Annotated in this window: 23 protein-coding genes and 1 pseudogene; 9 read left to right on the top strand and 15 right to left on the bottom strand. The window is 46.0% G+C overall.

Going from position 1 to position 26,159, the window contains the following annotated elements; all coding sequences use genetic code 11:
* The first annotated feature begins 55 nt into the window (after window positions 1-55).
* Window positions 56-1,078, top strand: a complete 1,023-nt coding sequence (locus tag EGM68_RS07835) for a globin-coupled sensor protein (RefSeq protein WP_090736055.1) — start codon at window positions 56-58, stop codon at window positions 1,076-1,078.
* 195 nt (window positions 1,079-1,273) lie between these two features.
* Here EGM68_RS07835 and EGM68_RS07840 read toward each other — a convergent pair whose 3' ends face one another.
* The 7 genes from EGM68_RS07840 to EGM68_RS07870 form a co-directional block, all read right to left on the bottom strand.
* Window positions 1,274-2,140, bottom strand: a complete 867-nt coding sequence (locus EGM68_RS07840; protein ID WP_025676396.1) for an arylamine N-acetyltransferase family protein — start codon at window positions 2,138-2,140, stop codon at window positions 1,274-1,276.
* Between the two features lie 243 nt (window positions 2,141-2,383).
* Complete coding sequence (locus EGM68_RS07845; protein WP_129548953.1) at window positions 2,384-3,280, bottom strand: phosphotransferase; 897 nt, start codon at window positions 3,278-3,280, stop codon at window positions 2,384-2,386.
* Between the two features lie 18 nt (window positions 3,281-3,298).
* Entirely contained in the window at window positions 3,299-4,309 is a 1,011-nt protein-coding gene (locus tag EGM68_RS07850; RefSeq protein WP_013370149.1) for an aminoglycoside phosphotransferase family protein, read from the bottom strand.
* Window positions 4,310-4,516: 207 nt separating this feature from the next.
* Entirely contained in the window at window positions 4,517-5,068 is a 552-nt protein-coding gene (locus EGM68_RS07855) for a PepSY domain-containing protein (RefSeq protein ID WP_058711787.1), read from the bottom strand.
* Window positions 5,069-5,183: 115 nt separating this feature from the next.
* Entirely contained in the window at window positions 5,184-5,777 is a 594-nt protein-coding gene (locus EGM68_RS07860; protein ID WP_013370151.1) for a PepSY domain-containing protein, read from the bottom strand.
* Window positions 5,778-5,799: 22 nt separating this feature from the next.
* Entirely contained in the window at window positions 5,800-7,161 is a 1,362-nt protein-coding gene (locus tag EGM68_RS07865) for a sensor histidine kinase (protein ID WP_129548954.1), read from the bottom strand.
* Window positions 7,158-7,859, bottom strand: coding sequence for a response regulator transcription factor (locus EGM68_RS07870; RefSeq protein WP_013370153.1), 702 nt, complete (start codon window positions 7,857-7,859; stop codon window positions 7,158-7,160). Before EGM68_RS07870 ends, EGM68_RS07865 begins: the two co-directional genes overlap by 4 nt.
* 395 nt (window positions 7,860-8,254) lie before the next feature.
* On the opposite strand from EGM68_RS07870, the pseudogene EGM68_RS07875 reads away from it, so the two are divergent.
* The 4 genes and pseudogenes from EGM68_RS07875 to EGM68_RS07890 all read left to right on the top strand — a co-directional run.
* Window positions 8,255-8,401: pseudogene (locus EGM68_RS07875) on the top strand (protein aroM); the annotation flags it as partial.
* 74 nt (window positions 8,402-8,475) lie between these two features.
* Window positions 8,476-9,162 (top strand): response regulator transcription factor, encoded by a 687-nt coding sequence (locus EGM68_RS07880; protein WP_013370155.1) that lies wholly within the window; start codon window positions 8,476-8,478, stop codon window positions 9,160-9,162.
* Window positions 9,159-10,742: a sensor histidine kinase gene (locus tag EGM68_RS07885; RefSeq protein WP_129548955.1), complete on the top strand. Its 1,584-nt coding sequence runs from the start codon at window positions 9,159-9,161 to the stop codon at window positions 10,740-10,742. Before EGM68_RS07880 ends, EGM68_RS07885 begins: the two co-directional genes overlap by 4 nt.
* Before the next feature lie 125 nt (window positions 10,743-10,867).
* The gene (locus tag EGM68_RS07890) at window positions 10,868-12,052 is read left to right on the top strand and encodes a hypothetical protein (protein WP_058829272.1); all 1,185 of its coding nucleotides are present in this window, start codon (window positions 10,868-10,870) and stop codon (window positions 12,050-12,052) included.
* 67 nt (window positions 12,053-12,119) lie between these two features.
* On the opposite strand, the gene EGM68_RS07895 is transcribed toward EGM68_RS07890, so the two are convergent.
* From EGM68_RS07895 to EGM68_RS07915, 5 genes are all read right to left on the bottom strand, one after another.
* On the bottom strand, window positions 12,120-13,562 hold the full coding sequence (locus EGM68_RS07895) for a SpoVR family protein (protein WP_025676405.1): 1,443 nt from the start codon (window positions 13,560-13,562) through the stop codon (window positions 12,120-12,122).
* A complete protein-coding gene (yhbH, locus tag EGM68_RS07900; RefSeq protein ID WP_013370159.1) occupies window positions 13,559-14,725 on the bottom strand; it encodes a sporulation protein YhbH in 1,167 nt (388 codons plus the stop codon). Before yhbH ends, EGM68_RS07895 begins: the two co-directional genes overlap by 4 nt.
* 489 nt (window positions 14,726-15,214) lie before the next feature.
* A complete protein-coding gene (locus EGM68_RS07905; protein WP_058711792.1) occupies window positions 15,215-15,544 on the bottom strand; it encodes an AzlD domain-containing protein in 330 nt (109 codons plus the stop codon).
* Complete coding sequence (locus EGM68_RS07910) at window positions 15,534-16,265, bottom strand: AzlC family ABC transporter permease (protein WP_025676410.1); 732 nt, start codon at window positions 16,263-16,265, stop codon at window positions 15,534-15,536. Before EGM68_RS07910 ends, EGM68_RS07905 begins: the two co-directional genes overlap by 11 nt.
* A 344-nt stretch (window positions 16,266-16,609) precedes the next feature.
* Entirely contained in the window at window positions 16,610-17,848 is a 1,239-nt protein-coding gene (locus EGM68_RS07915; protein WP_025676411.1) for an MFS transporter, read from the bottom strand.
* Between the two features lie 279 nt (window positions 17,849-18,127).
* Between EGM68_RS07915 and EGM68_RS07920 the strand changes: the two genes are divergently transcribed.
* Together EGM68_RS07920 and EGM68_RS07925 are read left to right on the top strand one after the other, a co-directional pair.
* A complete protein-coding gene (locus EGM68_RS07920; RefSeq protein WP_013370176.1) occupies window positions 18,128-18,676 on the top strand; it encodes a helix-turn-helix domain-containing protein in 549 nt (182 codons plus the stop codon).
* A gap of 99 nt (window positions 18,677-18,775) precedes the next feature.
* Complete coding sequence (locus EGM68_RS07925) at window positions 18,776-19,291, top strand: acyl-CoA thioesterase (protein ID WP_014599583.1); 516 nt, start codon at window positions 18,776-18,778, stop codon at window positions 19,289-19,291.
* A gap of 107 nt (window positions 19,292-19,398) precedes the next feature.
* On the opposite strand, the gene EGM68_RS07930 is transcribed toward EGM68_RS07925, so the two are convergent.
* Complete coding sequence (locus tag EGM68_RS07930) at window positions 19,399-20,865, bottom strand: RICIN domain-containing protein (protein ID WP_013370178.1); 1,467 nt, start codon at window positions 20,863-20,865, stop codon at window positions 19,399-19,401.
* Between the two features lie 226 nt (window positions 20,866-21,091).
* On the opposite strand from EGM68_RS07930, the gene EGM68_RS07935 reads away from it, so the two are divergent.
* Together EGM68_RS07935 and EGM68_RS07940 are read left to right on the top strand one after the other, a co-directional pair.
* Window positions 21,092-21,790 carry a 4'-phosphopantetheinyl transferase family protein gene (locus EGM68_RS07935; protein ID WP_013370179.1) on the top strand — a complete coding sequence of 233 codons (699 nt, stop codon included), beginning with the start codon at window positions 21,092-21,094 and terminating at the stop codon, window positions 21,788-21,790.
* A 47-nt stretch (window positions 21,791-21,837) separates the two neighbouring features.
* Entirely contained in the window at window positions 21,838-23,427 is a 1,590-nt protein-coding gene (locus tag EGM68_RS07940) for an amidohydrolase (RefSeq protein ID WP_129548956.1), read from the top strand.
* Between the two features lie 70 nt (window positions 23,428-23,497).
* Here the strand turns inward: EGM68_RS07940 and EGM68_RS07945 are convergent, their stop codons facing one another.
* The gene (locus EGM68_RS07945) at window positions 23,498-25,123 is read right to left on the bottom strand and encodes an S-layer homology domain-containing protein (protein WP_129548957.1); all 1,626 of its coding nucleotides are present in this window, start codon (window positions 25,121-25,123) and stop codon (window positions 23,498-23,500) included.
* Window positions 25,124-25,278: 155 nt separating this feature from the next.
* Window positions 25,279-26,130 (bottom strand): DegV family protein, encoded by an 852-nt coding sequence (locus tag EGM68_RS07950; RefSeq protein ID WP_129548958.1) that lies wholly within the window; start codon window positions 26,128-26,130, stop codon window positions 25,279-25,281.
* Window positions 26,131-26,159 lie beyond the last annotated feature (29 nt).

Raw genomic sequence — 26,159 nt, forward strand, 5'->3', positions numbered from 1 at the left:
TTGCCGATAAATATGGTAATGTAAAATCTATGTAAACTATTATTTGGAGGAACTTATGATTCATGTCGCTGAGAGTAGATTAAAACAGATACAATATATTGGTATTACTGATGGTGATTTGGCTTTATTGCACCACTATCAGGGGCTATTCCAATCTATTGTAAATGAGGTAGTGGATCGTTTTTATGAGCATGTAGAAAAGGTTCCGCATCTCGTGTCGATTATCTCTAAATGGTCGAATATTGAGCGACTAAAGCAAACACAACGTGAATACTGGCTTTCTCTTGCAGATGGGAAAATAGATGATCAGTTTATCGAACACCGCCTTTTTGTGGGGCAGGTACATTCCCGGATCGGATTGTCTTCCGATTATTATTTGGGTACGTACATTGCTTATCTGGATATTGCAGTAGACATTTTAAAGCGTTCGGGGATTGAGGACTGGTATTCTATTGTGCACGCTCTTTCCAAAATGTTCAATCTGGATTCTCAGCTTGTGCTGGAAGCTTATCAGGAAAAGGAAAAGGAGCAAGTTAACGAGCTCGCCGATGAACAAACGCAGATGCTGACTGTGGTGTCCCGAATTGCACAAAATTTGACGGGGATGATTGCCGAACTTAGGGAAAATACCGATAATATCGCGGAGAGTGCCTGCAATACTGCTTCTTCGCAGGAACATACAGAGGAACTGGTATTGCAATTGAGTGACGAGATTAAGCATATTGAACAGATGAGCAGTACCATTCGAGAATTGTCCGATCAGACTCATCTGCTGGGACTGAATGCGGCGATTGAGGCAGCCCATGCGCAAGAAGCAGGGCGTGGATTTCAAGTGGTGGCGCAGGAAGTGCGAAAGCTGGCATCTAATTCAAAGCAAGCACAGGAGCAAATTCAGCGCAAGGTGCTGGATATTGCCCGTATGCTTGACAGTGTGCAGTCCGAAACCGCTACCACAACAGCCAGTGCCCGGCAACAGGCCTCCAGCTCGGAAGAATTGGCTTCATTCACAAAGCTGATTGAAAACATGGTGAAGGAATTGGAAATGTTGCAGCACTCCCCGGAAATGCTGGAGGTGTGAGATGTAGTTTGAGCGGTATATCGTGGGAACTGGAAGTTTTGGGCGTTAGCTGGCTGGATACTGGCAAAGCGATGCTCTTCCTGTGTGGCAGTCCAAATCAACGCAACAGAGGCAACAGAGGAAGTGCATATTCCTATGAAAGAATACCGAATCTTTGAAACAAGGAATTAGAGGAAGCTTCTCTATTGTAACGCTTCAGTCAAAGATTTTTTTCCATTCCATATGAGCCGCAAGTACTCTTTTCCATAACTCGTCCCGTTCCTGGTGACTGTAGTTAACGAGCGGCTCACCAAATACATCTGCCAATACTTCCAGCCACTGCGACTTCTTATCCAGCTCTATTTTTTCCAAACCGTTTAGCCCACGTTTTTTCCAAATACATCCTCTGAGTTCATTCGCTTCTAATGCTTGCCTTTGCCGAATTAGAAACAGGTTAAACCATGGAGATTCCACGGAGCGGCTATAGAAATGATGTTTCGGCCTGAATTCTTCCAAATCCTGAACAACCGTAGGGGCAAAATCAACGCCAACAAATGAAGCAAGCGGGTCATGTTCTAAACGCCAACCATTAGTAACAACTTCAGATTCCATAACTTTATAACGAAGTGGGGTTTGTTCATAAGTCCCCATCAGGAGTGGAAGAGGCTCATATGGCATATCGCCTAGTCCGACATCTACAATCCATACTTCATCTTCTTGCTGCTCATTTAGCAAGTTCACTGTTAATCCAAGATGAAATGAATTAATGCGTGGCTCAGCTCCTAAAGGTTGTACCCCAGCATGATGCAGAGAAACTTTGTACCCTAGTGAATGTAGTAGCGCACTAAAGGCACCATTCAGATGAAAACAATAACCACTTCTTCCATGTAGAATAAGTTGAACGGATTCTTGAAAACCAATGGCAGCCGGCTTTCTTGCAAAAATGTCCAACGTTTGCCATGAAAGATGTTTTACATGTGCCTTATGCAACTCGACTAAATAGGATAGGGTAGGAGGCTGAACTTCGGGAATTCCGATTCTGTTCAAATAAGCTTTTATTTCTTCTTTTGTCATGGTGTACATGTGCAGTCACCTCTATTGTTAGTTTGCCAAATTCTCTTCTCGAACCAAATGAGCATTGAGTCTTAGCATCATTGTAAAAGGGGGGCGTGCTGTGTACAATGCTATAAATTTTTGGTTGTACCGGTACAATCAAAAAATCGATTCGTTTAGTAACATGCCGATTTTCCTTAGCTAGTTGTCAAAACACAAAAAAACAGACCTTATCACCGGGTCTGTTTTTTTGCTTAGTTCCATGCCAACTGATTATAGCAGTGATCTAAGTTCACGTCGGTATTTGTTCAGATGCACAAACGATGGAATGACTCGCTTCGCAGAACGGAAGCCGCCTATTCTAAGGTTGCGGACCACATGATAGGGAGAGATCAATAGCATATGAAGCAGATGCAAATCCTGAGTGCTCAACGGTCGATATCGTTGATAAAATTCTATCGCGCGCAGCATCTTTGTTGCGTTCCAAAGACAATTCCGATGAAGAAGATGGGAGAGATCCTTCATCCTTACATGTAGGGAACAATTTTCGAAGTCAATCAAATGGATTTTGAGCTGCCTGTCTTTGACCAGATTGGGATAGTTATAGTCACCGTGTATTAATGCAGCTGCTCTTTGCTCCTGCTGGATTGCTGCTCGAACTTTGGGTTGCTGTAGACGATATAACACTTCTTCACAAAGAGCTAGGAGATGTGCTGTGCCTTTGTAAGGACTGAGGCGTTTTTTATATTCAGCTATTTCATCGCTCAAGCCTTCATAACGGATTCTGGAAGGCGGCGCTTCCGTGACAGGAAAGCCTACGGCACTGGTGTGGAATTTGGCTAAAGTAGAAATTCCTTTTTTGAAGTCTATTCTTTTTGTAAATTCCGGCCTGGGTCCATGAACCCAATTGGTTAATGTATACGAAACGCCTTCATAGGTCATATAGGCTGTTTGCTGTACGGTTGGATAGACCTTTTGGCTACGTGTAAACCCGCGTTCATCCAGGTAGGACAAGACACGTGTAATAAAACGAATCTCTTCTTCCGGGAATTTATAGGGTTTTAAGCAGTAAGTTGTATTGGCAGTTTCAATCTTGTGAATGTCCTTCATTTGACGGCTACGCTGAATTTTGATTCCGTACATTTGCTCAACATTCGATAAAATCGACATTTTGCTCCTCACTTTCTTTTATACACGGGCCCACTCCTGCAAAATATGGATGATTTGTAATCGAAGAGGCCACGACTGATCCCAGTTGTCTAGGATTTCGCGGTCTCTTGAACGATTTGGATGTCGGGAAGCATGCCAAGCTTCTCGTGGCAGTTTATATAAAGCTGTAACAATCTTCCGCTCAGTTCGGCTGAGTGGTTTGCGTTTTTGGTATCCCCTCAACAAGGATTGCACAAATTCAGGATTGAATTGAGTTGTATTCATAAGAGCCTTTGCCAAATCAGCATAGACTGAGCCAATCTTAGCCCGATCCCAATCAATGATTTTAAGATGACCGTCATCTGAAATAATGACATTCGGGGTGGTGATATCACTGTGTATCAAGGAGGGGTGCCGACGTTCCGTCCGAAGCAGTCTTATAATGGATGCGTCCTGCAAATCCTTCCATGCACGTCTGGATAAACGTTTACAGTCCTTGCCATGAGTGTTGTACCAGTTGCGGTACTCTTTATTCTGGCGACTGATTTTTATCATTTTTTTTTGGAAAAGACGGTCTTGGTTTTTCCATATCCGCAATTGTTGAATAGTCGGAGGGGACTTTCCTTTCTCCATCCGATGCAAGCCGGTGGATGTAGCGTGAAGTGTGGCAAGAGCCAACCCCAGTTTTTCGAAATCTTCAGCGGTTTCCAATCCCCGTCCTTTGATCCACTGACTTACATAAAATGGCGTCTCTTGATACAAAGTCCATAGCTTACCGGAATGAGTGGGGAGCCATGTGGGCATGTAGGTATATTTTCTCTTTTTCAAAAGCCTTATATAGCTCGCAGCTCGTTCCATCTGTTGAATCGTATTTGAACGAGCCATCTTTGAACGACTAAAGGGCTTTAATGCATAAGTTCCCTTTTTCGTTTTTACTTGGATCACAGCATTTTTTCGGTACAGCGATGAGACTAAGCTTGATTTTAAGGGAATCAGGCCGAAACGACGAGTGATTTCGCGAATCTGTGCTTTTGTATAGGATTTCGCCATAAGAACCTCACTTGATTTTTAATTGAAGAAAAAGGTAATCCTCTGTTAGTTATCAGTCTATTCATGAGGAAATAATAGGTGCAGTTTTATGGGCTATTCTCGTTCTTTTCCTGTTCACGTTGGTCAAAAAAAACGGAGCAGCGAAAGTTCGCTGCTCCGTTTTAATTAGCACTGTATTATGCAAGTCTGGTCATGAATGGTGGGTGATTAGTTATCGTTGTTGTCATCATCTTCGTCTGTATCCACGATCGCTCCAGATGATGCATGGATTTCAAGCTCAACAGTTCCTTCGTTGGTGAGTACCTTGACCTCATAGATGAACTGTCCATCTTCCTTATCTAATTTAGAAGACAGAAGGGTACTCCCAGGCACATGCTTAAGTGCAATTTGTCCAGCCTGCTTTTCAGTTAGAGTGACGTGGTTGGGTTTGTAAAGGGAAGACTCGTCATTCGAGTCATGATCAAGCTCGGAATGGGAACGGATGGTTTTCCCAGTATAAGCATCAACCTCTATATCCCAATCTCTATCTCCTTGCTGAAGATCCACTTCATAGTAGACTTTTCCGTTCTTGCGCTCCAGTTCGACATCCTCAACTTGCGCATGATTTCCCACAGCTTTTTTGGCAATATTGGCAGCAGTAGTCGCTCCAATTAGTCCTGTAGGCTTAGCAGCCCATACGGCATTTGCCGAGACACCTGTAGCCGTAACTCCAAGCAGAACCGTGGCTGCTATTATTCCTAATGTATAGTTTTTTTTCATTACATAATTCCTCCTTGAGCTGTATGCTTGAATACAGCTTAACCCTTGAACATGAGAGGAACATAATAGAATCATGAGAAAACAATGAGAAGACATAAGCATGATCATCAGGGCGTCATGATTCGTCGTGATCCTGTTTTTCTTTTTCCCAAGTGATAGAGTCGATTGAGCCTGATACTGCATTGATCTGCACCACTGCCTCACGCCCATCTTGTACCTCAACCTCAACAAGATAATAGAGGCCTTTGTCATTGCGGTGCAGTTCAATGTCATCGGATGTTCCATTCACTGCTTTTGCAGCAAGCTTGGCTGCTTCATTCTCTGTAATGACAAGAGAAACCGGGTCAGTTTTATGGACTGGATTTGATTGGTCACTGGGCTCTGAGGAACCGGGCGTGTGATCTTGGGGTTCCTGCTTTGCATCTGTATACATCTGTGTCCGCTTTATGGATTGGATGACACCATCATAGGCGTTGACTTTTATTTCGTACTTCCCTTTGGCGCGTTCTAGCTTGATCACATAAAAATTATCCAAACGTTGGGATTCGAGCACCTCGCCAGGATACTGATGCAATACAGATTGGACCACGGCTTTTTCTTCCAAAGGCGAAGCTGCTAACGATCGTGCCCAGGGCCACTGTAAAAGGCAAATGGTGATCAATACAGCCGCTACCGTACCTCCAATCATCCAGGCATAGATCGTTTTCATCGGTTTTCACTCCTTTGGCTTATTATTTTGGAACAGCAGGGAGGATGATCGTTGCAGTTGTTCCGCTTCCCTCTATGCTTTCTAGACCAATTTGTGCTTGAATAGCTTGAGCAATTCCTGTAGCTAATGATAAGCCTAGCCCGGCCCCACCTTCCTCGCGGCTTCTGGCTTCGTCCACACGATAAAAGCGGTCGAAAACTTTAGATAACTTTTCCTCAGGAATTCCAATTCCTTGATCTGTGATTCTTATGCAAGGTTGAGCCGTACCGCCCACAATATCAATCATCAGGTGTATCGGCTCGTCACTGTATTTGCGTGCATTATCCAAAAATATAAATAGAAGTTGTTTTAGTTTATTCTCGTCCGTATAGGCAGTGCAGTCTGTCTGTACATCCAGTTGAATTTGTCGGGCGAAAGCATTTTCAAATGTAGCTTTTAGTTCTGTCCCTACTTTGGTCAAGCGCACAGGTCCTAACACGACATTCCATTGTTCTTCGTTTCTGGCCAACAGAAGAAGCTGTTCTGCCATATCCTTCATTCGGATCGCCTCAGAATGGATTGCTTCAACGGATTCGGCAAAAATATTGGGATTCTGCAATCCCCGTCGTTTAAGCAAACTAGCATAACTTTCAATAATGGTTAGAGGTGTTTTCAATTCATGGGACGCATTCGAAACGAATTGTTCTTGGCGAACGAAATTCCGCTCCAGCAATTCAATCATGTCATTAAACGTTTCTCCCATCTCGACTAACTCGTCGCGTGATGACGAATTGAGCGGAAGACGTTTGAATTTCCCGCTACGTTGAATCTCTTTCATCGTGCTAATCATGGATGTAATTGGATGTGTAATCAGTCTGCCCAGCAGTCTTCCCGATATGACGACAGGAATAAGAGCAATTCCTGTGACTGCAATAAGTACGATTTTGAGTACCTGGAGCGTCTGCATCGTCGGTTGCAGACTTTCGGTCACCTGAAGATTGACAACCTCTCCATTCGACCAAATCATGGGGACCGAAACGAGAATATAACGGTTGCTTTCATGGGTAATGATGCGAACCTGCCGTGTTTCATTAAAAACGCCCTTCATCAAGCTGAGAGACTGCTCTGATGAAGAGGTGATAGGAGCAAGAAAATCGCCTTCCGGTCTCATCAGACGAAGCATGCCGTCCAGAGGCACATAGGCTCGTAGCAGATCCTCAGCGGCTATGGATACTGGAGCACGTTGAATGCCATGAATCATGTTCTCTGCTGCGGCCTCTACCTGGTTTTTTCGACTGTCTATTGAAAGTTGGCTGAATAGAAAATAGACTGAGAAATTAATAGCCACAAGTAAAATCCCGAATAATAACGAGGTGTACGTATGGATTTTGTTCTGCAGCTTCATAACGATTCCTTCAGAACATAACCAATACCGCGCACTGTATGAATCAGCTCAGGGAGCTGGCGCGTGGGGTCAATTTTATTGCGTACGTAGCGAATATACACATCGACGACATTGGTATCACCGATATAATCAATGCCCCATACATTTTCCAGTAATTGTTCACGACTAAGGACCTGCCGCTGATGTCGGAGTAAATGAACGAGCAAGTCAAACTCTCGCGGCGTAAGCTCAATGTTGTGCTCTCCCCGAAGCACTTCACGTGTACCCTCATGAAGACGTAAATCTCCGGCACTAAGCCATTGATCTGCCACTTGTAAAGCCATGTCTTTCGTTGCACCTACCCTGAGCGCGGCCCTTACACGTGCAAGCAGCTCTTCGATCACAAAAGGTTTGGTAACATAGTCATTGGCTCCCAAATCGAGTCCCTCGACCTTATCCGCAATGGAACTTTTAGCCGTCAGTAAAATGACAGGAACGTTCGCATCATGTTTACGAATCCTCCGAAGGAGTTCGATGCCATTGATACCGGGAATCATAATATCCAGCAAAACTAGATCCCAACTACCTTTGCAATAGGTCTCCAGCCCATCAATTCCGTTCTTTTCTTTACTTACTTGATAGCCTTCAAATTCAAGTTCGATCTCTAGAAGTCGGGCAATCTTCTCTTCGTCTTCTACGATCAAAATGGATTGGTTCATAATCATGCCCTCCTGTAGGCGAATAGCCGATACGGAAGTATTTTAGCATATACGGACAGGTAAGACACTTCAAAACACAGGGCTGGGAGAGAAAGAGATTAGTATGGTGTGTTATATTTATCGACATTAAAAAATGATAATAGCGCTATAAGTTTGTTTTTTTATCCTGTGAGCACAAGAAAAAGATCCATGTTTTGGCCGAAATGAACATTGTTATGCTAGAAAAGTTGCATTAACATAAACTAAAATTCATCAATTGGTGAAATCTGCGATTTCTTCAGCTACTTTCGGAACGCCAATAGCCTGCTCATTCCAATTTAAGCTCCTATCTTATGGAAACACCTGATAAGGGCAGGCGGCAGGCTTGCCCTTTGTCATCAGGAGCGTAAAATAAAATGAAGCGAAAGCAGAGATTCAAGATGTATAAGCTTGGAATGATTACGATTGGACAATCCCTTCTTCGGTCAGATGTAGCCCCTATCGTAGAAAGGGCATTAGAAGGACGGGCCAAGCTGGTGCAGGCACTTGGGGCAGCGGCTGGAGCTCGCCTGGCAACTATGCCTGGCATGACCGATGATATGTTCATGAACGTTTTTTGAGGTAGGGAGGGAAGGACATGGATAAAAGAATACTGATAGCGGACGATGAGGCGAGTATTCGGAATGCACTGGCCTATGCGTTAAAGCGGGAAGGTTTTTTGGTGGAAACTGCTGTGGATGGAGAGGATGCATTGGAAAAAGTGCGTTTGTTCCACCCGGATGTGCTCATACTGGATGTGATGATGCCCAAACTGGGCGGATATGAGGTGTGTCGCCGTTTGGAAAGCCGGAAGGGCGTTGGTATTCTACTGCTAACCGCCAAAAATGATATCGTCGATAAGGTGCTTGGACTGGAGCTGGGAGCAGACGATTTTATGAGCAAGCCGTTTGACCTGAGAGAACTGCTCGCACGTATTAAGGCATTAGTACGGAGACTGGAACGAGAAGGAGCACCTGCGCCGGAAGGAACGGAGGTAATACTGGGTCCATTACGAGTGCGTCCATCTAGCCGAACGGCCGAACTCGGAGTAAAAGCATTGGATCTGACCCCCAAGGAGTTTGATGTACTGGCTCTGCTGGTGTCCCATACTGGGAGGGTGTATACACGGGACGATCTGTTGGAACAAGTATGGGGCATTGATTATGTGGGAGGAACGCGGACGGTGGATATTCATATTCAGCGCTTGCGCAAAAAATTGGAACCGCATCAGTCGATGCTGCAGACCGTATATGGAATCGGCTATAAGGCGGAGAAAATGACGTGAACGAACATCATTCACTCCATTCACAAGAAAGCTTGCAGTCCACTGACCCGCAGAAGCGCAAACGTAAGCGTACAGGCTTGAGCCTGCGCTGGAAATTTCCGCTGGTCCTGGCGGCTTTACTGCTGTTTACTGTCGGTGTGCTGAGCTGGCTCGTGCTTACTGGTATTCGTGCCAATCAGACAGACCAAATGGAACGCGGCTTAAAGCGTCAGGCGGAAATCGTGGAGATGCGCGTCAAACAGTCTTACCTGTTGGGAGCTGGCCAATCACCCGAAGACTTCATGAAAAAGCAAGCGCCACAACTTGCCGTGGAACTCGGTGTGTCCAGTAATATGCGCGTTATTTTATATGATGGCCGGGGACATGAGGTCGGGAATTCTCTACCACTGGCTTATAGAACAGATATCAGTCAGGCGCTTTCTTATGCCCTCCAAGGGAAAATTGCATATATTACGGAAGGTAGCTCAGTGACCTATCTAGCTCCGCTTCAAGGTCCAGACGGCTTGCTGGGAGTGGTACAGCTTCATAGCTCAATAGAAGCACAGCAGCAGTTTTACCAGGACATTGCCCGCTTGTTTTTATGGACAGGAGGTGCGGTGCTGGTCTTAAGCTTTATTCTTGGCTTAGGCTATGTCAGCCGCCAGACGAGGGACATCGGACGACTGACTCGCGCTTCTGAGCAGATCTCGGCAGGGCACTATCCAGAAGCCAGATTGCTGCGACGGCAGGACGAGCTGGGAAGGCTGGATGAAGGGATGCTCCAGATGAGTCATGTGATCCGGGCAAGTATTACCGCGCTCGAAAATGAAAAGCTTCGGCTGGAAGAAGCGGTTCGGCGTTTGAGAGAGCTAGAGCAGCAGCAAAAGACCTTTATTGGCAATATCAGCCATGAACTGAAGACTCCGTTGACCTCTATTCAGGCTTACGCTGATTTGCTGGATATGTATGGGGATGATCCCGAATTGGTGCGTGAAGCCAGAGAAAGTATCGGTAAGGAAACCAAACGGTTGTATGAGCTTGTCGAGGATTCACTGAGACTATCTGTGCTGGACAAATATGATTTTGAATTACATACGGAGGAAGTGGAGCTGCATTTGCTGCTCGAAGATGCAGGTAGCCGAATCTGGGGGAAAGCTGCGGCGCGTGGACTGAATTTTTCGATGGATACCATTCCAGCCAAGGTGTGTGGAGACCCTAAGCATCTGATGCATATTGTGCTGAATTTGCTGGATAATGCAGTAAAATACAATCAGGACGAAGGCTGGATTACGTTATCTAATCGAGTGGAAAAGGACACCGTGATAGTGTATATACGCAATTCCGGTCCATGGATTCCTCGGGAAAAATGGGACATGATTTTTGAGCCGTTTGCTACCTTAAGTCGTGATCGTTCTCGTCAAGACAGTGGCACGGGACTTGGCCTGCCTCTGGCACGCAGACTGGCGGAGCGCATGGGTGGAGAGTTGCAGCTCACAGCTTCAGACGAAACCGGGTTGGAAAATGGCAATGGTCATTCAGGTGCAAGTGGCAATGAATTTTCGCTCAGGCTACCCCTGTTGGTTCACGATGGCTTCCAGTAGTTGGACCGCTCGATAGCTATAGAACTGGAAATGTTGTCTTATTTACAATTTGGAAACAATTCGATGTATTCACGAGATGTTCAGGCATTAAGCTGGGGGTAACGTTAACAAGGAGGCCGTTGTACATGATGAAGAAAAACCTAGACAGCCACGGGCAAAAGAACGGCTTTCCTCGTCTCAAACATCCCTATGCACGCTTTTTCAGACACAAAGTCACAGGATTGCTCATGACTGGCTTGATCGCTGGAGGATTGCTCGGCGGCTGCGGCATAAAAAGCGCAGGAGAGACAATTCCAACATCCGGTATGAAACCGGGGCAAAAGCTTACTGTGATTGACATGGAGGCAGCTCGGCAGCAAGTATCGGACGAACTGGTGGTACAGTCCATTGACAGGCTGGGGGATGTCTACGCGAGGTCATGGCTGAGTGATGAAGAGCTGATTGTGGAACGTCAGAATCAGTTATGGATTCATAATGTAAAGACCAATAAGGAACGAGTTTTAACACCAGGTCGTAAGGCTCTACAGTTACTTGCTGTGGTTTCTCCGGATCAGCGCCATGTCTTTTTTACGGAGGGCAGCACCAGCAGCAAGTATGATATTCAGGGCTATATCTTAGAGCTAAGCAGCGGCAAGGTTACATCGGTTGGCCAGCTGGACATGACTAACGAAGTGAGCTGGGGCGATAGGGATCATCTCATTACAGGTACACCAGACGGTAAGATACATCTGATTGGACTGGACGGCAAAGCTGAAGAATTGAGTTTTCAAGATCCAAATCACTCAGAATTAATTGCTCATGTCGAAAAAGTGGGTAACGCCATATTTTATACAGGCAATGATAAACAAGGGTATCCGGTGCTGAATCGGTTCACTCTCAATCATCCTCAAGCTGTGACCATTGCAGAGGGGGCCATGTCTTTTGCCGTGTCGCTTGATGGTAAATCTATTGCCATTGAAAAGCGGAAATGGAATACATCCGAACCTGCTCGTATGATCATTTTGGATGAACAAGGCAAAGAGAAAGGGATCGTGGGTCAAGGGACTTTAATGAGTCGTGGAAGCTGGTCCAGCGACGGGTCCAAGCTTGCTTTTTCCATTTATGATGAGGATCAGCAAGGTATGAGAGGGTTGTATGTGTTTGACCAATCCACGGGTAAAACCACTCCCGTTACGACCGATATCCAGTCCTATGACAGTCCAACAGTGTGGAGCCCTTCCGCCCGGTTTTTATCCATGTACCAGAACATTTCGGAAGGTGGAAAACAACTGAATCAGAGCTACATCGTCGAATTTAAGAAAAAGCAGTAAAAAAAGGCGCATTTCCTTCTTCGGAATGCACCTTTTTTAATTAGGCTGGTTATTCGATTGTGTATCACTATACAAATTTGCGATGATGTTTCTTACCGTCATATGAAAATAAGGCGAGCTTACCTTCAATCATTGTTTCCAAATGAACGGTGCGCCCCCATAGCTGATATACATACGGAAGCGTACGCTCCATATATTTTAAATCCAGTTCAATGCCTTCATACTGGTGCTTGAGCTTTAACTCGCCTGTATGCAGATAATCTCCGTCTTCAACAACGATATAAGGGGAGCCTCCATTTACACGTGAGAACACAAGCTGGTCCCGTATGTTTTCCCAGGATTTATCGGTAATTTTCCAATCCGGTCCCCGTTTTTCAAACACGTACAGATCCAAATCCTCCGTTAGTTGCTTGGTCATGTAATTGCGTATAAAGGAGGTATCCGAATCAAACTCTCGCACCTCGAACATTTTAGCTCGACCTTCGCCCGGTTTGCGTCCTTGGCGCTCTTGCTCCTCGCGGGTCGGGTTATCCCATCGCTTTTCAATATCTTCAAATATTTTCAATCCCAAATAATATGGATTCAAGCTTTGCTTGGAAGGCTGCACAACGGAGGCGTTCAGCATGGCAAATTCAACGGTTTCATCCCCAGTCAAATCCAGTTCTCTGACAATCCGTTGATGCCAATAGGAGGCCCAGCCTTCATTCATGATTTTGGTCTCCATTTGGGGCCAGAAATACAGCATTTCGTCCCGCAGCATCGTCATGATGTCCCGCTGCCAGTCCTCCAATACCTCGGAAAATTCCTGAATAAACCAGACAATATCTTTTTCAGGTTCCGGTGGGAACTGGCGTACCTTAATACCCTCGGCCTCGGCTGAATCATGCTGCTTTACTGTGTCCAGTGACCACAGATCATCGTAAGGTCCGATGGGACGCTGGTGTTTTTTAGGTTCTTTTTGCTCCTTGATTTTGAGTTCCATGTAGCGTTGTTTATCCAGATGCCTTGGTTTGATGAGCTGTGGGTCTACATGTTCCTGAATCGCCAGTACAGAGTCAATGAAGGATTCCACGGCCTTTGAGCCGTACTCCATTTCATAGCTGCTGATCCGTTCTGCGGTGGCAGACATGCTCTCTACCATATTGCGGTTGGAGGCCGAGAAGCGGGCGTTGTGTTTAAAAAAATCGCAGTGTGCCAGTACATGGGCGACAATCAGTTTATTTTGCACCAAAGAATTTCCATCTAGCAGGAAAGCGTAGCAGGGATTGGAGTTAATGACCAGCTCATAGATTTTACTCAATCCAAAATCGTACTGCATTTTCATCTTGTGAAATGTTTTTCCGAAACTCCAGTGGCTGAAGCGCGTGGGCATACCATACGCCCCGAATGTGTATACAATATCCGCCGGACAAATCTCATACCGCATCGGGTAGTAGTCGAGCCCGAATCCATCTGCAATCTCCATAATTTCTGATATCGCGTACTCAAGCTCTTTCTGATCGGTGCTCATCCTACCGTCCCCCCTTCCCGTTTGCGAAAAAAGGTACGTAAGGCTTGGTATACCTCACCTTTTTCCTTGATGACATAGTACATAAACTGATCCGTTTTAATATTCTTGTAGGCTGACATCAGCGTACTGCTGCGATTATATTGGTTCACTTCTCCATAGCCGAACATATTGCTGCGCTTCATAAGCTCCTCGATTAGTTTCACACACCGTTCATTGTCTGAGCTTAGGTTATCGCCATCGGAGAAATGGAAGGGATAAATATTATAAGTCGAAGGAGGATAGCGCTTGTCGATAATCTCCAATGCTTTCAAATAGGCAGAAGAGCAGATTGTGCCGCCACTTTCACCGCGAGTAAAAAATTCTTCCTCCGTAACCTCCTTGGCTTCGGTATGATGCGCAAGAAAAACAATTTCCACCTTTTCATATTGGCGACGCAAAAAGCGGGTCATCCAGAAAAAGAAGCTGCGGGCGCAATATTTTTCAAAAGATCCCATACTGCCTGAGGTGTCCATCATAGCGATAATTACCGCATTGGATTGGGGAATGGTCTTCTCTTCCCATGTTTTGTAGCGAAGATCGTCCGGACTAATATGATGAATGCCCGGATTCCCCTCACGCGCGTTACGGCGCAGATTTTCGAGAATCGTTCGTTTCTTGTCAATGTTCGCTTGCATGCCTTTTTTGCGTATATCATTGAATACGATAGATTCAACCTCAATTTGATCCTTATCTTTTTGCTGCAAATGCGGTAATTCCATTTCCTCAAACAGCATATCTTCGAGTTCTTCTATGCTGACTTCTGTTTCCATAATATCGTGTCCCGGTTGGTCGCCTGCTTTCTCACCTTTACCTGGCTTTTGGGAAGCAGGATCACGTCCGATGACATCTCCCACCTGACTGTCGCCATCCCCTTGGCCTACATGCTTTTGCTTTTGGTAGTTATAAATGAAGCGATATTCATCCAGACTGCGAATGGGCACTTTGATAATCTGTTGACCGTCCGACATTATAATATTTTCTTCCGTAATCAGATCGGGTAGATTTTGCTTAATGACATCTTTGACCTTCTGCTGATGGCGTTGCTGGTCCTGGTACCCTTTGCGATGCAGCGACCAATCTTCGCGGGATACGACGAATGAATATGGCTGGCGTGGTTCCGTCATTGTTAGGCACCCCCCAAGTGGATACACGGCACAGTTTGGCCTTGTTGGTTATTAAGTATATTCACGGGGATGTACGATATGTGATGGAACTCGATTTAAATTCTGCCCGTTTGCTTTTATAATGAAAGTAAAAAATGTAAAAAAAGAATGGAGAACCTTGGTTAAGGATGGAGTGTACTCTGAAAGATTAGGCTACCAGTTTCATCTTACCTTTCATAACGTGAAAGTGACTTTAGGGAGGAAAATATGTTGTCTCCATTAGGAAGAACGACGGGGAATAATAAAAAGAACAGAGGTAGGGGGCCACAAAGCAGCAATTCTCTCGGTATTGTAGAATCGCTGCTTTGTGTTTGATGGCTGCATTGACCACATAATCAATAATGACTTCTCCTTTTTTTAGGAGAAGGTAGAATCTCATCTGGCTTAAAGCAGCGGAGAGGATAGAGCAATGGTGGGAAAGCCAAAGTGGTCGCCTTTGTGCACCAATTTCTACCCCATCCACAAAAGTCGAACTACAGCCATACTCACAATACCGACAAGCACAGTAGCCAGCAAATTTTTACTCCACAAAGCGGTCACCAGCGTAGGAAGGACCGCTATAAGCACTTGCCCATTAAGAGTGACCGAGATTTCGGTTCGTACGAGCAGATTTTCCATGACCAGTGCCGTGAAAATGCAAATGGGGATGTAGGACAGCCACTGCAACACGGGCTTGGGTAGCGTCAGTTTTTGCAGCACGACAAAGGGAATGATCCTTGGGATGGCTGTGACAATCATCGCACCGATAATGATATATAGCACATTGGGATTAATATTCATTGTCGGTTAACACTCCAATCGTTGCGGTGATCATGGTCGCTACAATGACGGCGATATGTGATGGCACCCACCAGGATAAAAGGTACATTAGAACGGCCATACATAGCACAAGCAGCAGGCGATGCTTGAGTTTGGAGGTCTGGACACTTTGGAGCTGGGAAATGAGTAGGGCCAGAAACATTGCAGGTAAGGCAAAGTCCAGACCAAAAGCTTCCGGCTGGGAAATCCAATCCCCGAGCACTCCACCAGCCACACAGGAAGCAATCCAAGCGAGATAAGCTGTAATATTAAGTCCGTTCATCCAGCGGTCACTGACCTGCCCGCCTTTAGCCAATTTATCCGACGCTACCCCAAAGGATTCATCCGTTAAAAGGATACCGATGCCTATGTTTTTCCGCAGTGAATATTTAGAAAAGTAAGGAGCCAATGACGCACTTAACAGCAGGTGGCGGGCATTCACAATAAATGTCGTTAAAATAATGACAGATGGAGGACTGGCTGCAGCCAGCATCGAGCACATAATAAACTGGGAGGCGCCTGCGTATACAAGCGCTGACATCAGACCAATTTCCATGGTGCTAACCCCTGATGAAGCGCCCACAATGCCTGCCGCGAATCCAATACATACATAACCAAGCAGTGTAGGAATACAATCTTTAACCCCTTGTAAAAAGCTGAGTGAATCGCGCTTTGTTCCACTCAACTCCGAAGCTATGGACATTTCAACCTTACCCCCAGTGTATAAATTTTATAATAGTATATAACGGAAGTTGCAAAGCATCAATATATTATACGTTTGTATGTTATATTGAATATCTCCTATAGCGAACACGTAGTCTTATTGTACACTTTCGGCCACACTCTTCTAATCAGAAACAGTCTAATAAAGTAGACTACAGGAGAATTGCCTTGAGCCCTTCAAAATGGCAAACGGACAAAAGCTGATGAGTAGTCAAAGCAGCTCGGATGTGTTCATACAAGGACTGTTTTGACTGAGCGGGGAGTTCGTAAAAAAAGGGCGCCCCAGTCAGTTCATGACTTATGGGACAACCCTAAAGTGGTGGCTTATATAAGCTCCTGCCGTTTTTTCAGATATCCGTAGAGAATAATTCCCGAGACCGCGCAGATGGCTGCGCATAGGCCAATAACTCCATATCCCGCCTGAAGCCCGCGCAGTATGCCAAGCTCAGTGGTTGCACCGTAGACTATCTTGACCCCTTCGATTACCCAGCCGATCACATAGTTGCCAATGACACTACCTATGCCCATCAGCGTGACGACGAACGTAATAGCTGTATCACTGTCCTTAGGATATCTCCGTGCAATGAACGCCATCACGGTCGGATAGATCATTGCAATGCCTGCACCCGATGCGGCAAAGAGAAACGCCAGTCTCTCCCCACCTGCGATTGCTGCGAACGTACATATCGCTGAGAAGGCGGAGAATAAAATCGTCGAAAGCACAAACCCCATTCGGTCTGTGAGCGGACCAAGCAACAGGCGCCCCAACGAGAAGGTAAGAAAGAACGCGGAGAGCATGCTGGACGCCTTTACTGTACTCCATGAATACGCTTTCTCTAAAAAGTTAACTAGCCAGCCTCCAACTGCGAGCTCGGAGACTACTCCAAACGACAGGATCATTACCATCATCCAGAGTGCCGGATCGCGGGTTAGGGTCTTGAGTGAGGTCCGTTCCTCATGCTGCAGATCGTCTCCCGGGAAGGTGCTGAGCAGCGCGGCCACAATCGGCAGCAGACAGAGCGACAACATAGCCAGATACATCCCTCGCCAGTCCAGCGTATGTCCAAATACCGTCAGTGACATGACTCCCGTCGCCAGCAAAGGGGCGACTGTTGAGCTAAGCCCATAGAAAAAGTGGGACAAATTCATCATCGTGCCGGTATTTTTTACAAAAATCCTCGCCCCCAAAATTGCGAGTGCAATCTCCAGCATGCCGTTCCCGATATACATCAAGAAGTAGGACGAGGCGAAGAATGGATACGTCTGCGACAGATAAATGAACACTCCCGAGATGATCATGGAAGCAAAGGAAATAATGCTGACCGCCTTGATTCCCCACTTACGGACAAGGACGGCGGTGAACGAGCAGGCAATCAAATACCCAAGTGCGTTTAGAGACAACAATGTTCCGAGCTGCTGTTCATCCAGATTGAAGTCGAATTGAATGCGTGGAATGGCAGGGCCTTTAATATTTTCCGAGATACCAAATACAATAAAGCCAATAAAAATTGTCGCCAGCTGCATCGTGTACATGTGGCGGGACTTGCGGGTTTGCGGATTCAAATTTAGTCCCTCCTAGATAGTTAACGTTGATTTTCTCACCTGTTGGGTGTTCAGGGACGGAAAAGACATAGGATAGCAACCCCTTTCAAGATATTACAATAGTTTTGAAAAACATTTTAATAAGTGAAGTTTAAGGACATTTATATTCAATGTCAATGTTTTAATTGACATGTTGAAGTAAACGAGGAACCTGACCATAATAGAGTAAATTGTAGCTACAGCGGGTACTTTTGTGTATTCTTCATATATAGACTTTTGGATATGAGGAGGTATAATTCGGTGGATTCAATGCAATATATTATTGGTTCTAATTTGGCTCAAATCAGGAAGACTAGAGGACTTAGTTTGGATAAGGTGGCTGAACTGACAGGGGTTAGCAAAGGGATGTTGGCTCAAATTGAGAAGGGGAGATCCAATCCTACGGTAACCACGCTTTGGAAGATTGCGAACGGCTTGCACGTATCCTTCTCGACCTTTCTTAAAGAAGACCCGCCGCAAATCACGAAGATTCGGAGAGCAGATTTGCATCCAGTTATTGATGAGGGCGGTAACTATTTTGTTTACCCTGTCTTCCCGTATCACTCGGAAAAGAAGTTCGAGGTATTCACGGTAAGTCTGAAGCCAGGCTTTACACACAAGGCAGAAGAGCATCTGGGAGAGGAAACGATTCTCATGATCCGTGGGGAAATGTACTTTGAAATGCAGGGGCAACAGCTCAAACTGAGTGCAGGGGACGCCGTACAATTTCAAGGATCTGATTTTCATACCTATCGTAATGATTCGGATGAGGATGCCGATTTTTATGTATTGATTTATTATGCGGATTAGTGGGATGATTAACATAGTCTACAACAGACTTCGACACAGGATTCTACAAAATCCTGAGATATAAAAAGAGAGCAACGAGGAAAAGAGAGGAAAGAACCCATGGAAAGCAAGTACATCCGAGAAACCTACTGCTTTAAGACGTCCCGAGTATTTCCCAATGATATCAACAATCATAACACGCTCTTCGGAGGCCGATTGATGTCGTATATCGACGATATCGCATCTATTGCTGCCGCCAAGCTGTGCCGTACGAACACAGTTACAGCCTCTACAGATTCGGTGGATTTTTTGCTGCCTATCCACCCGAGCGATTCTGTCACGCTGGAAGCGTTCGTAACTTGGACAGGCCGCAGCTCGATGGAGGTATTCGTAAAAGTGATTCGCGAAGGATTAATGACAGGCGACCGCAAAATTGCAGCCACCGCCTTCCTGACCTTTGTGGCATTGGACGAGAACAATCGTAAAGTGACCGTCCCACAGGTGATTCCGGAAACAGAGGAGCAAATACAATTACACCAGACAGCTCCATCGCGCGCAGCCATACGGCGTCAGCGGAGGGAAGAAAGCAAGCAACTGGCCAGTTTTCTGACGACAGATTTTCCGTGGGAAGTGTAGTGTACTAGACATCACCCATCTTACGTTTTTGCGTAAAAAGGAGCCGTTTTTCCGTTACGATCACTAAGATCTGTTCGGATGACGGCTCCTTTTGGTAAGGATTTGAGCTATTCCACTTTAACTACACGGAAATGCTGATTCGTCCCGCCATTATCGCCCCATTGAATGGCTTTGGCTCCATCGCCAGTGGCGCCTTCGGAAATGTCGATCAGCTTGCCAGTTGCCCGATTTTTCAGCTTGTAATAGCCCCCGGTTACGGATACGAGCTGCCAATGCTGGCTGGACCAGCCTCCATCATTCCACTGTTCGATCACTGCGCCGTCCGCTGTAGCACCGCTTTCAACACCAATCAGCTTCCCGCTGTTCCGATTCACAATTTTATAGTATCCGCCGCCTGCATCCTTAAGCTGCCATTGCTGGCTTGGTGCTCCGGAATTCGCACGCTGCTCTAGATCTGCTCCGTCTATCGTCGCATTGCCAATGATGCCTAGCGGCTTGTTGCTCTTGCGACTTACCAGCTGATAATAAGCATCCGGGTCGATGACCATCGGCGTAGTTATGCCCTCAACCACACCACTGGCGGTATCAACGTTAATGCTGTCGAACCAATCCATGGCCAATGAAGTTGCAGTTGGAAAACGCAGTGGCAACCACACATATTGCGAATCCTGCACAGGACCGCTCCACGCCCCAGCCCAACGGTCGCCCAAATACAGATATGAGGTCGTCTGCGTACCTTCAACAGGAATGACGTAGGCCGACTGTGAACCGTAAGTCGTCCCGTCCCCGAAGTTCATCGTATTGCTCCAGGTTCCTTCAATGCTGGACGCAGTAGCATACTTGGCCTGATTGGGATTCCAGCCAGTTGCCCCGGATGTAATCAGGAAGTAGACGTCTCCTTTTTTGAACATCGCCGGCGCTTCACGATATTGTCCTGGCCAGAGTGTAGTTACCAGCGATTCAACTTGAAGAAAATCCGGTGTTAGACGATAAATGTTCAGATCCGCGTTTACACGGGTAGCCGATATCAGGTATGCAGTACCGTTATCGTTGTATACAGTCATATCACGTGAATCATAATCCAGCGGACGGAAGCTGCCCTGATACGTATAATCGCCGTCTACGGTATCAGATGAGGCAACTGCCACTCGGGCTTCGTTGTAATTAATCCCGTTTTCCTTGTGCATCCATAATACGTATTTGCGTGTTTTTTCATTATAAATTACTTTCGGACGTTCAATATTCGATACATTCAGCTCTACGGCCGAGCTGCTGGTCAGCACGTTTTTACGAAACTCCCAGTTTTTTAAATCCGAGGAACGATAAGCGGATACCGCCTTGAACGTTCCATTCGGATTACGGTTTTCACCAAACCAATAATAATAACCGTCCACTTTGATCATTCCGCCCCCATGGGCATGGACCACGTTTCCATCTGTATCTTTAAACTGAATTCCATTTACTACATTCGCTGAAGTAGCTGAAGCAATCTTAGGTGAGAACATCTGAAAAATGCTTAACGAAAGCAAAATAGTGAGCATAATACACAGCAAGCGGGCAAAATCATATTTCATCGTTTCGTCCTCCTCTGTATGTGTTATTTTAAAGCGCTTTCATTAGTAAATTCTATAGAAGTAGCTTTGAAGAGCTGCCTATCCCAATTGTATCCATATTGAATTGAAAGTGCTAGAGTAGTATATTGACCATGTATATGGCAAGCGCCATCCAAATTTGACAGACTTCAATCGAATAGTGAGTGTACAAACGTATTATATTCATTAGGATATACGGGAGGCGACCATGGAAATATACGCGATTGATACGAGCAAGCCAGAGGCTGAGAATCATTACGAATTACTGGTAAATCGGGTTTCGCTGGCAAAACAGCACAAGTTGGATCGTTTTTTACATCGGGAAGACGCTTTGAGGGGGTTATACGCTGATGTGTTGTTAAGATGGTTGGCTTGTCGACAATTAAAAATACCGAATGCCAGCCTTCAGTTTACATACAATGCTTTTGGCAAGCCCTCCTTGTTGAATGCGCCGGCATTTCATTTTAATGTTTCCCATTCGGGAAAATGGGTAGTATGCGCTATCGATGATCATCCGCTTGGTATTGACATTGAACAGCTCCGTCCTATTGATTTTGAAGTAGGCAGGGTGTGCTTCTCGGACACAGAGTATGATGCATTAATGCATCAGGATGCAGAGAGTCGTTTATCCTATTTTTACGATCTTTGGACGCTTAAGGAAAGTTTTGTGAAGGCCGAAGGACAGGGGCTAACGCTTCCGTTAAAGTCTTTTTCATTCGAGTTGGAAACACAACCGTCTATAGGTTTCACGACAGAGGGCTTTACTACGGTGTATTGTCATTTTAAGCAGTATGAGCTAGACCCAGATTATAAAATGGCTGTCTGTGCAGCTCATGATGACTTTGCACAGGTGGTACAGCAGGTAGATATAAATACACTACGTTTGGAAGTAGCAACCCTGGCGTAATATGCAGCAGATCAAGCGTATAGTTGGAAAAAAGGAGATGAGTGGCGTTGACATTCGTTTTGTTCAAGCACGGCAGGTTATATGGGGACTGGGCTACCAAAGGAGACTCCATCGTTGTACAGCATGGCCGCATACAGGCCATTGGAAATGCTCGGGAGCTTGAATTGCAGTTATCTGGTAAGGAGTATGAAACCGTGGATTGGGAGGGAGCCAATGTATTGCCGGGCTTAACCGATGCCCATATGCATTTGTCTATGCATGGTATGAAGCTAGCTATGCTGGATTTAACATCAGCTACTTCCAAGGACGAGATGCTGGCTATGCTGCGCAAGCGGGTCGCTGTAACACCGCCGGGAGAGTGGATTTTAGGACTTAATTGGAACGAAAATGCATTTAATCCTGTTGAAATTCCGAATATAGCTGAGCTAGATGCCATTACAGATCAGCACCCGGTATATCTGACTCGTACGTGTTTTCATACGTTTTTAGCCAATTCAGAGGCATTTCGGCGTGCAGGTATTAATGAGAACACCCCTGATCCGGCTTCAGGAGCCTATGGACGGGACGCAGAGGGTCGATTAAATGGATTAATTTATGAGGAAGCATCCTTTGCCTTTACAAGCGTGCAGCCAGAGCCGGATTATTCGGTGAAGAAGGATACGATCCGGCGAGCTTGTCTGGATGCGCTACGGCTGGGGCTGACTGCTGCGCATACGGAGGATTTACGTTTTTTGGGCAGCGTGGAGACAATGCAGCGAATTTACAGAGAGCTGAGAGAAGAAGGTCTTGCATTTCGCACACACCAGCTCATCTATCATCCATTTATGGAAGAAGTGAAAGTACAGGAGCTGCGTGCAGGTACCGGAAATGAGTGGTTCAAAATCGGTGCGATTAAAATGTTTGCTGATGGCGCTATTGGTGGAAGAACGGCTTTATTATCCGAACCTTATAGTGATGCTCCACATACGTGTGGAATGGCCATCCAACCACAGCCAGAGCTAAATCAGATGGTGGCAGCAGCCAGAGCCGCAGGCTTTCCAGTGGCTGTACATGCCATCGGAGATGAAGCGGCGCATATGATTTTGACAGCGATGGAGGCCCATGGACCAACGGAGGAAAGCGGGTTGCCGGATCGTCTGATTCATGGGCAAGTGCTAAGGGCTGATTTGGTCAAAAGAATGGCGAAGTTGCCGCTGATTGCGGACATCCAGCCTCGTTTTGTCGCCAGTGACTTTCCCTGGGTGCTGGATCGGGTAGGGAAAGAACGGACCGAGCATTTATATGCCTGGAAAAAGCTGCTGCAAGCAGGCATTCCGTGCGCTGGAGGCAGTGATGCGCCGATTGAGCCATTAAACCCATTTCTGGGTATACATGCGGCAGTGACTCGCGCCAAGCCGGAAGAAACGCATGAAGGCTATCTTCCCGCTGAGAAGCTGGATGTTCACGAAGCCCTTCATCTGTTTACTATGGGAAGCGCAGTAGCCGCTGGGGAAGCTAATGAAAGAGGGACAATCGCTGAAGGCAAAGCTGCTGACTTTACCGTTATTGACCGCGATGTATCGGAAAGTCACCAGAATTTACTGGATGTTAAGGTGCGGATGACCGTTGTGAACGGGCAAGTTGCATATCGGTCGTAGGCTGATAATACGTATGTATGGCAAAAGCCTTCAACTTCACTTTTTACGTGAGGTTGAAGGCTTTTGACTTTTACAAGCCACGCTGTATAAAGCGGTCCGCATTCTTCACACTGGACCACAGATCAGAGCTTGCGCCGCCTGAATACCAATAGGCGAAGCCGGCAAATCCTTCATCCTGGCCCAAGCGGTACTTACGAGTAAAGGATCGCCCTTCTTCCAGCCATAGCTTATGAAGCTGAGTATCTTTGTATGATACGGTATACTGCTGAATATCCTCGTTCCAGATCGGTTTGGAAGAGATACGGGATACTAGCTGATTTTGCTGGTCTAATGAAATATCAGAGGAAGCGATTGACTGTCCGCTAGTGTTAAGTGTCCAATTCCGTGTAAATAAGGGCAATGCCAAAATCGCTTTCTCCGGATCGGTGGTTTGTACAAAGCGCCGCACGCTTTCACGTAGCCATGGCAGTGAGGACACGGAGCCGGGGATCGAGCTCCCTCCCCAATGCTCGTCATATCCCATCAGGATTAGATAGTCTGCCGCAGCGCCAAGCTTTTGATAATCAAAAGCGGCAGTCCAGTCCGTTCCGTAATCAGGAGATACACAAAGCGCCAGTACCGCATTTTGACTTTTCAACTTAGCCTTTAATTGTTGGACGAACAATGTAAGGTAGGCACGATCCTGACCATCTACATTTTCAAAATCAATGACAAGCCCGTCCAAACCATGTACAGACACAGCATTGGCAAGTTGAGTTATGGTTGTAGCCCGTAGAACCTCACTGGACAGAATTTGGTGCGTTAGCGCCAGATTGGAGCGGTTGCCTACCATAGCCCAGATTTTTTTTTGATGCTGTTTGGACCAGGTAAGCAGCGAAGAATTGGTGTAATCGCTGATACTGCCTGTTTCGTTCAGAAAAAACCAGCGTGGTGAGAGGGTGTTGATGTTGGATTGAAGCACCGTATTTTCAAACTGCTGAACGGTTTGGTCATATTGCCAGCCTAATCGAATGGAAGAAGCAATGGAAGCAGCTTGGCGAGCATGCTGTGCTGAATACGTCAGCAGACGCTCCAATAATGCCGCTGTTTCTTCACGAGTGAGAGAAGATGCCGGGCGAAAATAGTTGTTTTCACCTTTCATAAAGCCGTAACGATTCACGGTGGTTACCCCTTCAAGAGCCCAATCAGCAATTTCGTCACGATCTATGAAAGAGGAAATAGCGTTACCTGATCCGCCCGAAGAGCGGATGAGACGTGCAATCATTAAGGCTGCTTCTTGCCGGGTTATAGGACTATTGGGTTGAAATGTAGCGGAAGAACCTCCCTGTACGATATCAAGCTGCGAAGCCGCCTCAATCCAACCGTAGTACCACGCCTGTTTGGGAACATCCCGATAGGAGGAAACAACTGCTTGTACAGGTTCTAGACCGAGTGTACGGTCCAATGCGGTAACCCATTCAGCTCTGGTAACGGCCTGTTTAGGAGAAAAGTAACCAGGTTGTGTACCATTCAAAATTCCTTTAGCATGCAGGGAAATAATAGACTGATAGGCGTAGCTGTGTGCAATATCCCGAAAAGCTACGCCGGATGCTGCTGCCGGGGCAGCTAAGTATGAAGTGAATGTTGTGAATATTGTAATGGCTGTAGTTGCCGATAGAGTAAACCTGGTTAGCCAACGCGATCGTTTGGAACTCATCCCCAATAACCTTCTTTTTATGATAGATTGTAAGTGTATATATTGTTACTCGACGAATAATACTATCAAAAAGAGGAAAGTTATTCATTGCTAAATTGCTGGAAAAATACCAAAAAACCCGCTACCAATGGGTAACAGGTTTGATATTGGATAAACTATGCTTTTTTGCTATACATAATACCGATCGTTTGTGGACCACAATGACTGGATATAACACAGCCTGCTGTTGTTAGCAGTACCTCTTGTGCGTTTGTTTCCTCTTTCAGACGTGCTTGCAGCATCAGCGCATCTTCCTCAGCCAAAGCGTGCACGACAATAATCATATCGTTATCCATCAAATCCCGATGGTTCAGGGCATTTTGCAGCATTTGCTCCAGTGCTTTTTCACGTTTGCCGCGAACCTTGTAGGCGGGCGTCATTTTTCCATCAATCACTTTGATTACCGGACGAATTTTGAGCAGACTGCCGATCAGGTTTTGCATGCCTGAGCATCTTCCGCCTTTATATAGATATTCGAGTGTATCAATCACAAATTCCGTGTCGATTAGCGGTCTGGTTGCCGTCAACATATCTACAATCTGCTCTATCGTACTACCGTTTGCTGCCGCGCGAGCAGCTTTCATCACAAGCAGGCCAAAGCCGCACGACAAATTTAGGGAATCAAAAACCGTAATGCGACCTTCTGGAAATTCGGAGGCAGCGAGCAGCGCATTCTGGTATGTCGATGATAGCTCGGAGGACAGACTGATATATAAAATGTCATCTCCTTGTTCTATGTAGGGCGTAAAGGCTTGAATAAAATCTGCCGGAGAAGGTGCGGCGGTACGAGGTAAGCGTCCCTCGCGGCTGACACGCTGAAATAATTGTTCCGGGTGAATGTTCACCCCATCTTGCAATGCTTCATCACCAAATACTGTATACAATGGTACAATGCTAATCTCGTACTGTTGACGCCAGTGGACAGGAACATCACTGGTACTGTCTGCAAAAACTTTAATTTTGTTCATACATTAAATCCTCTCTGTGAGATGCAGAA

This window comes from Paenibacillus sp. M-152 (assembly GCF_003856555.1).
Taxonomy (GTDB): domain Bacteria; phylum Bacillota; class Bacilli; order Paenibacillales; family Paenibacillaceae; genus Paenibacillus; species Paenibacillus polymyxa_C.

What these genes read in the sequence shown, in the direction of transcription:
- EGM68_RS07870 (WP_013370153.1), bottom strand. Translation starts at nt 7,859, where the DNA reads ATGAACCAATCCATTTTGATCGTAGAAGACGAAGAGAAGATTGCCCGA.
- EGM68_RS07895 (WP_025676405.1), bottom strand. Translation starts at nt 13,562, where the DNA reads ATGAGCACCGATCAGAAAGAGCTTGAGTACGCGATATCAGAAATTATG.
- EGM68_RS07925 (WP_014599583.1), top strand. Translation starts at nt 18,776, where the DNA reads ATGGAAAGCAAGTACATCCGAGAAACCTACTGCTTTAAGACGTCCCGA.
- EGM68_RS07930 (WP_013370178.1), bottom strand. Translation starts at nt 20,865, where the DNA reads ATGAAATATGATTTTGCCCGCTTGCTGTGTATTATGCTCACTATTTTG.
- EGM68_RS07835 (WP_090736055.1), top strand. Translation starts at nt 56, where the DNA reads ATGATTCATGTCGCTGAGAGTAGATTAAAACAGATACAATATATTGGT.
- EGM68_RS07860 (WP_013370151.1), bottom strand. Translation starts at nt 5,777, where the DNA reads ATGAAAACGATCTATGCCTGGATGATTGGAGGTACGGTAGCGGCTGTA.
- yhbH (WP_013370159.1), bottom strand. Translation starts at nt 14,725, where the DNA reads ATGACGGAACCACGCCAGCCATATTCATTCGTCGTATCCCGCGAAGAT.
- EGM68_RS07840 (WP_025676396.1), bottom strand. Translation starts at nt 2,140, where the DNA reads ATGTACACCATGACAAAAGAAGAAATAAAAGCTTATTTGAACAGAATC.
- EGM68_RS07950 (WP_129548958.1), bottom strand. Translation starts at nt 26,130, where the DNA reads ATGAACAAAATTAAAGTTTTTGCAGACAGTACCAGTGATGTTCCTGTC.
- EGM68_RS07905 (WP_058711792.1), bottom strand. Translation starts at nt 15,544, where the DNA reads ATGAATATTAATCCCAATGTGCTATATATCATTATCGGTGCGATGATT.
- EGM68_RS07845 (WP_129548953.1), bottom strand. Translation starts at nt 3,280, where the DNA reads ATGTCGATTTTATCGAATGTTGAGCAAATGTACGGAATCAAAATTCAG.
- EGM68_RS07880 (WP_013370155.1), top strand. Translation starts at nt 8,476, where the DNA reads ATGGATAAAAGAATACTGATAGCGGACGATGAGGCGAGTATTCGGAAT.
- EGM68_RS07855 (WP_058711787.1), bottom strand. Translation starts at nt 5,068, where the DNA reads ATGAAAAAAAACTATACATTAGGAATAATAGCAGCCACGGTTCTGCTT.
- EGM68_RS07850 (WP_013370149.1), bottom strand. Translation starts at nt 4,309, where the DNA reads ATGGCGAAATCCTATACAAAAGCACAGATTCGCGAAATCACTCGTCGT.
- EGM68_RS07935 (WP_013370179.1), top strand. Translation starts at nt 21,092, where the DNA reads ATGGAAATATACGCGATTGATACGAGCAAGCCAGAGGCTGAGAATCAT.
- EGM68_RS07890 (WP_058829272.1), top strand. Translation starts at nt 10,868, where the DNA reads ATGATGAAGAAAAACCTAGACAGCCACGGGCAAAAGAACGGCTTTCCT.
- EGM68_RS07945 (WP_129548957.1), bottom strand. Translation starts at nt 25,123, where the DNA reads ATGAGTTCCAAACGATCGCGTTGGCTAACCAGGTTTACTCTATCGGCA.
- EGM68_RS07865 (WP_129548954.1), bottom strand. Translation starts at nt 7,161, where the DNA reads ATGAAGCTGCAGAACAAAATCCATACGTACACCTCGTTATTATTCGGG.
- EGM68_RS07910 (WP_025676410.1), bottom strand. Translation starts at nt 16,265, where the DNA reads ATGTCCATAGCTTCGGAGTTGAGTGGAACAAAGCGCGATTCACTCAGC.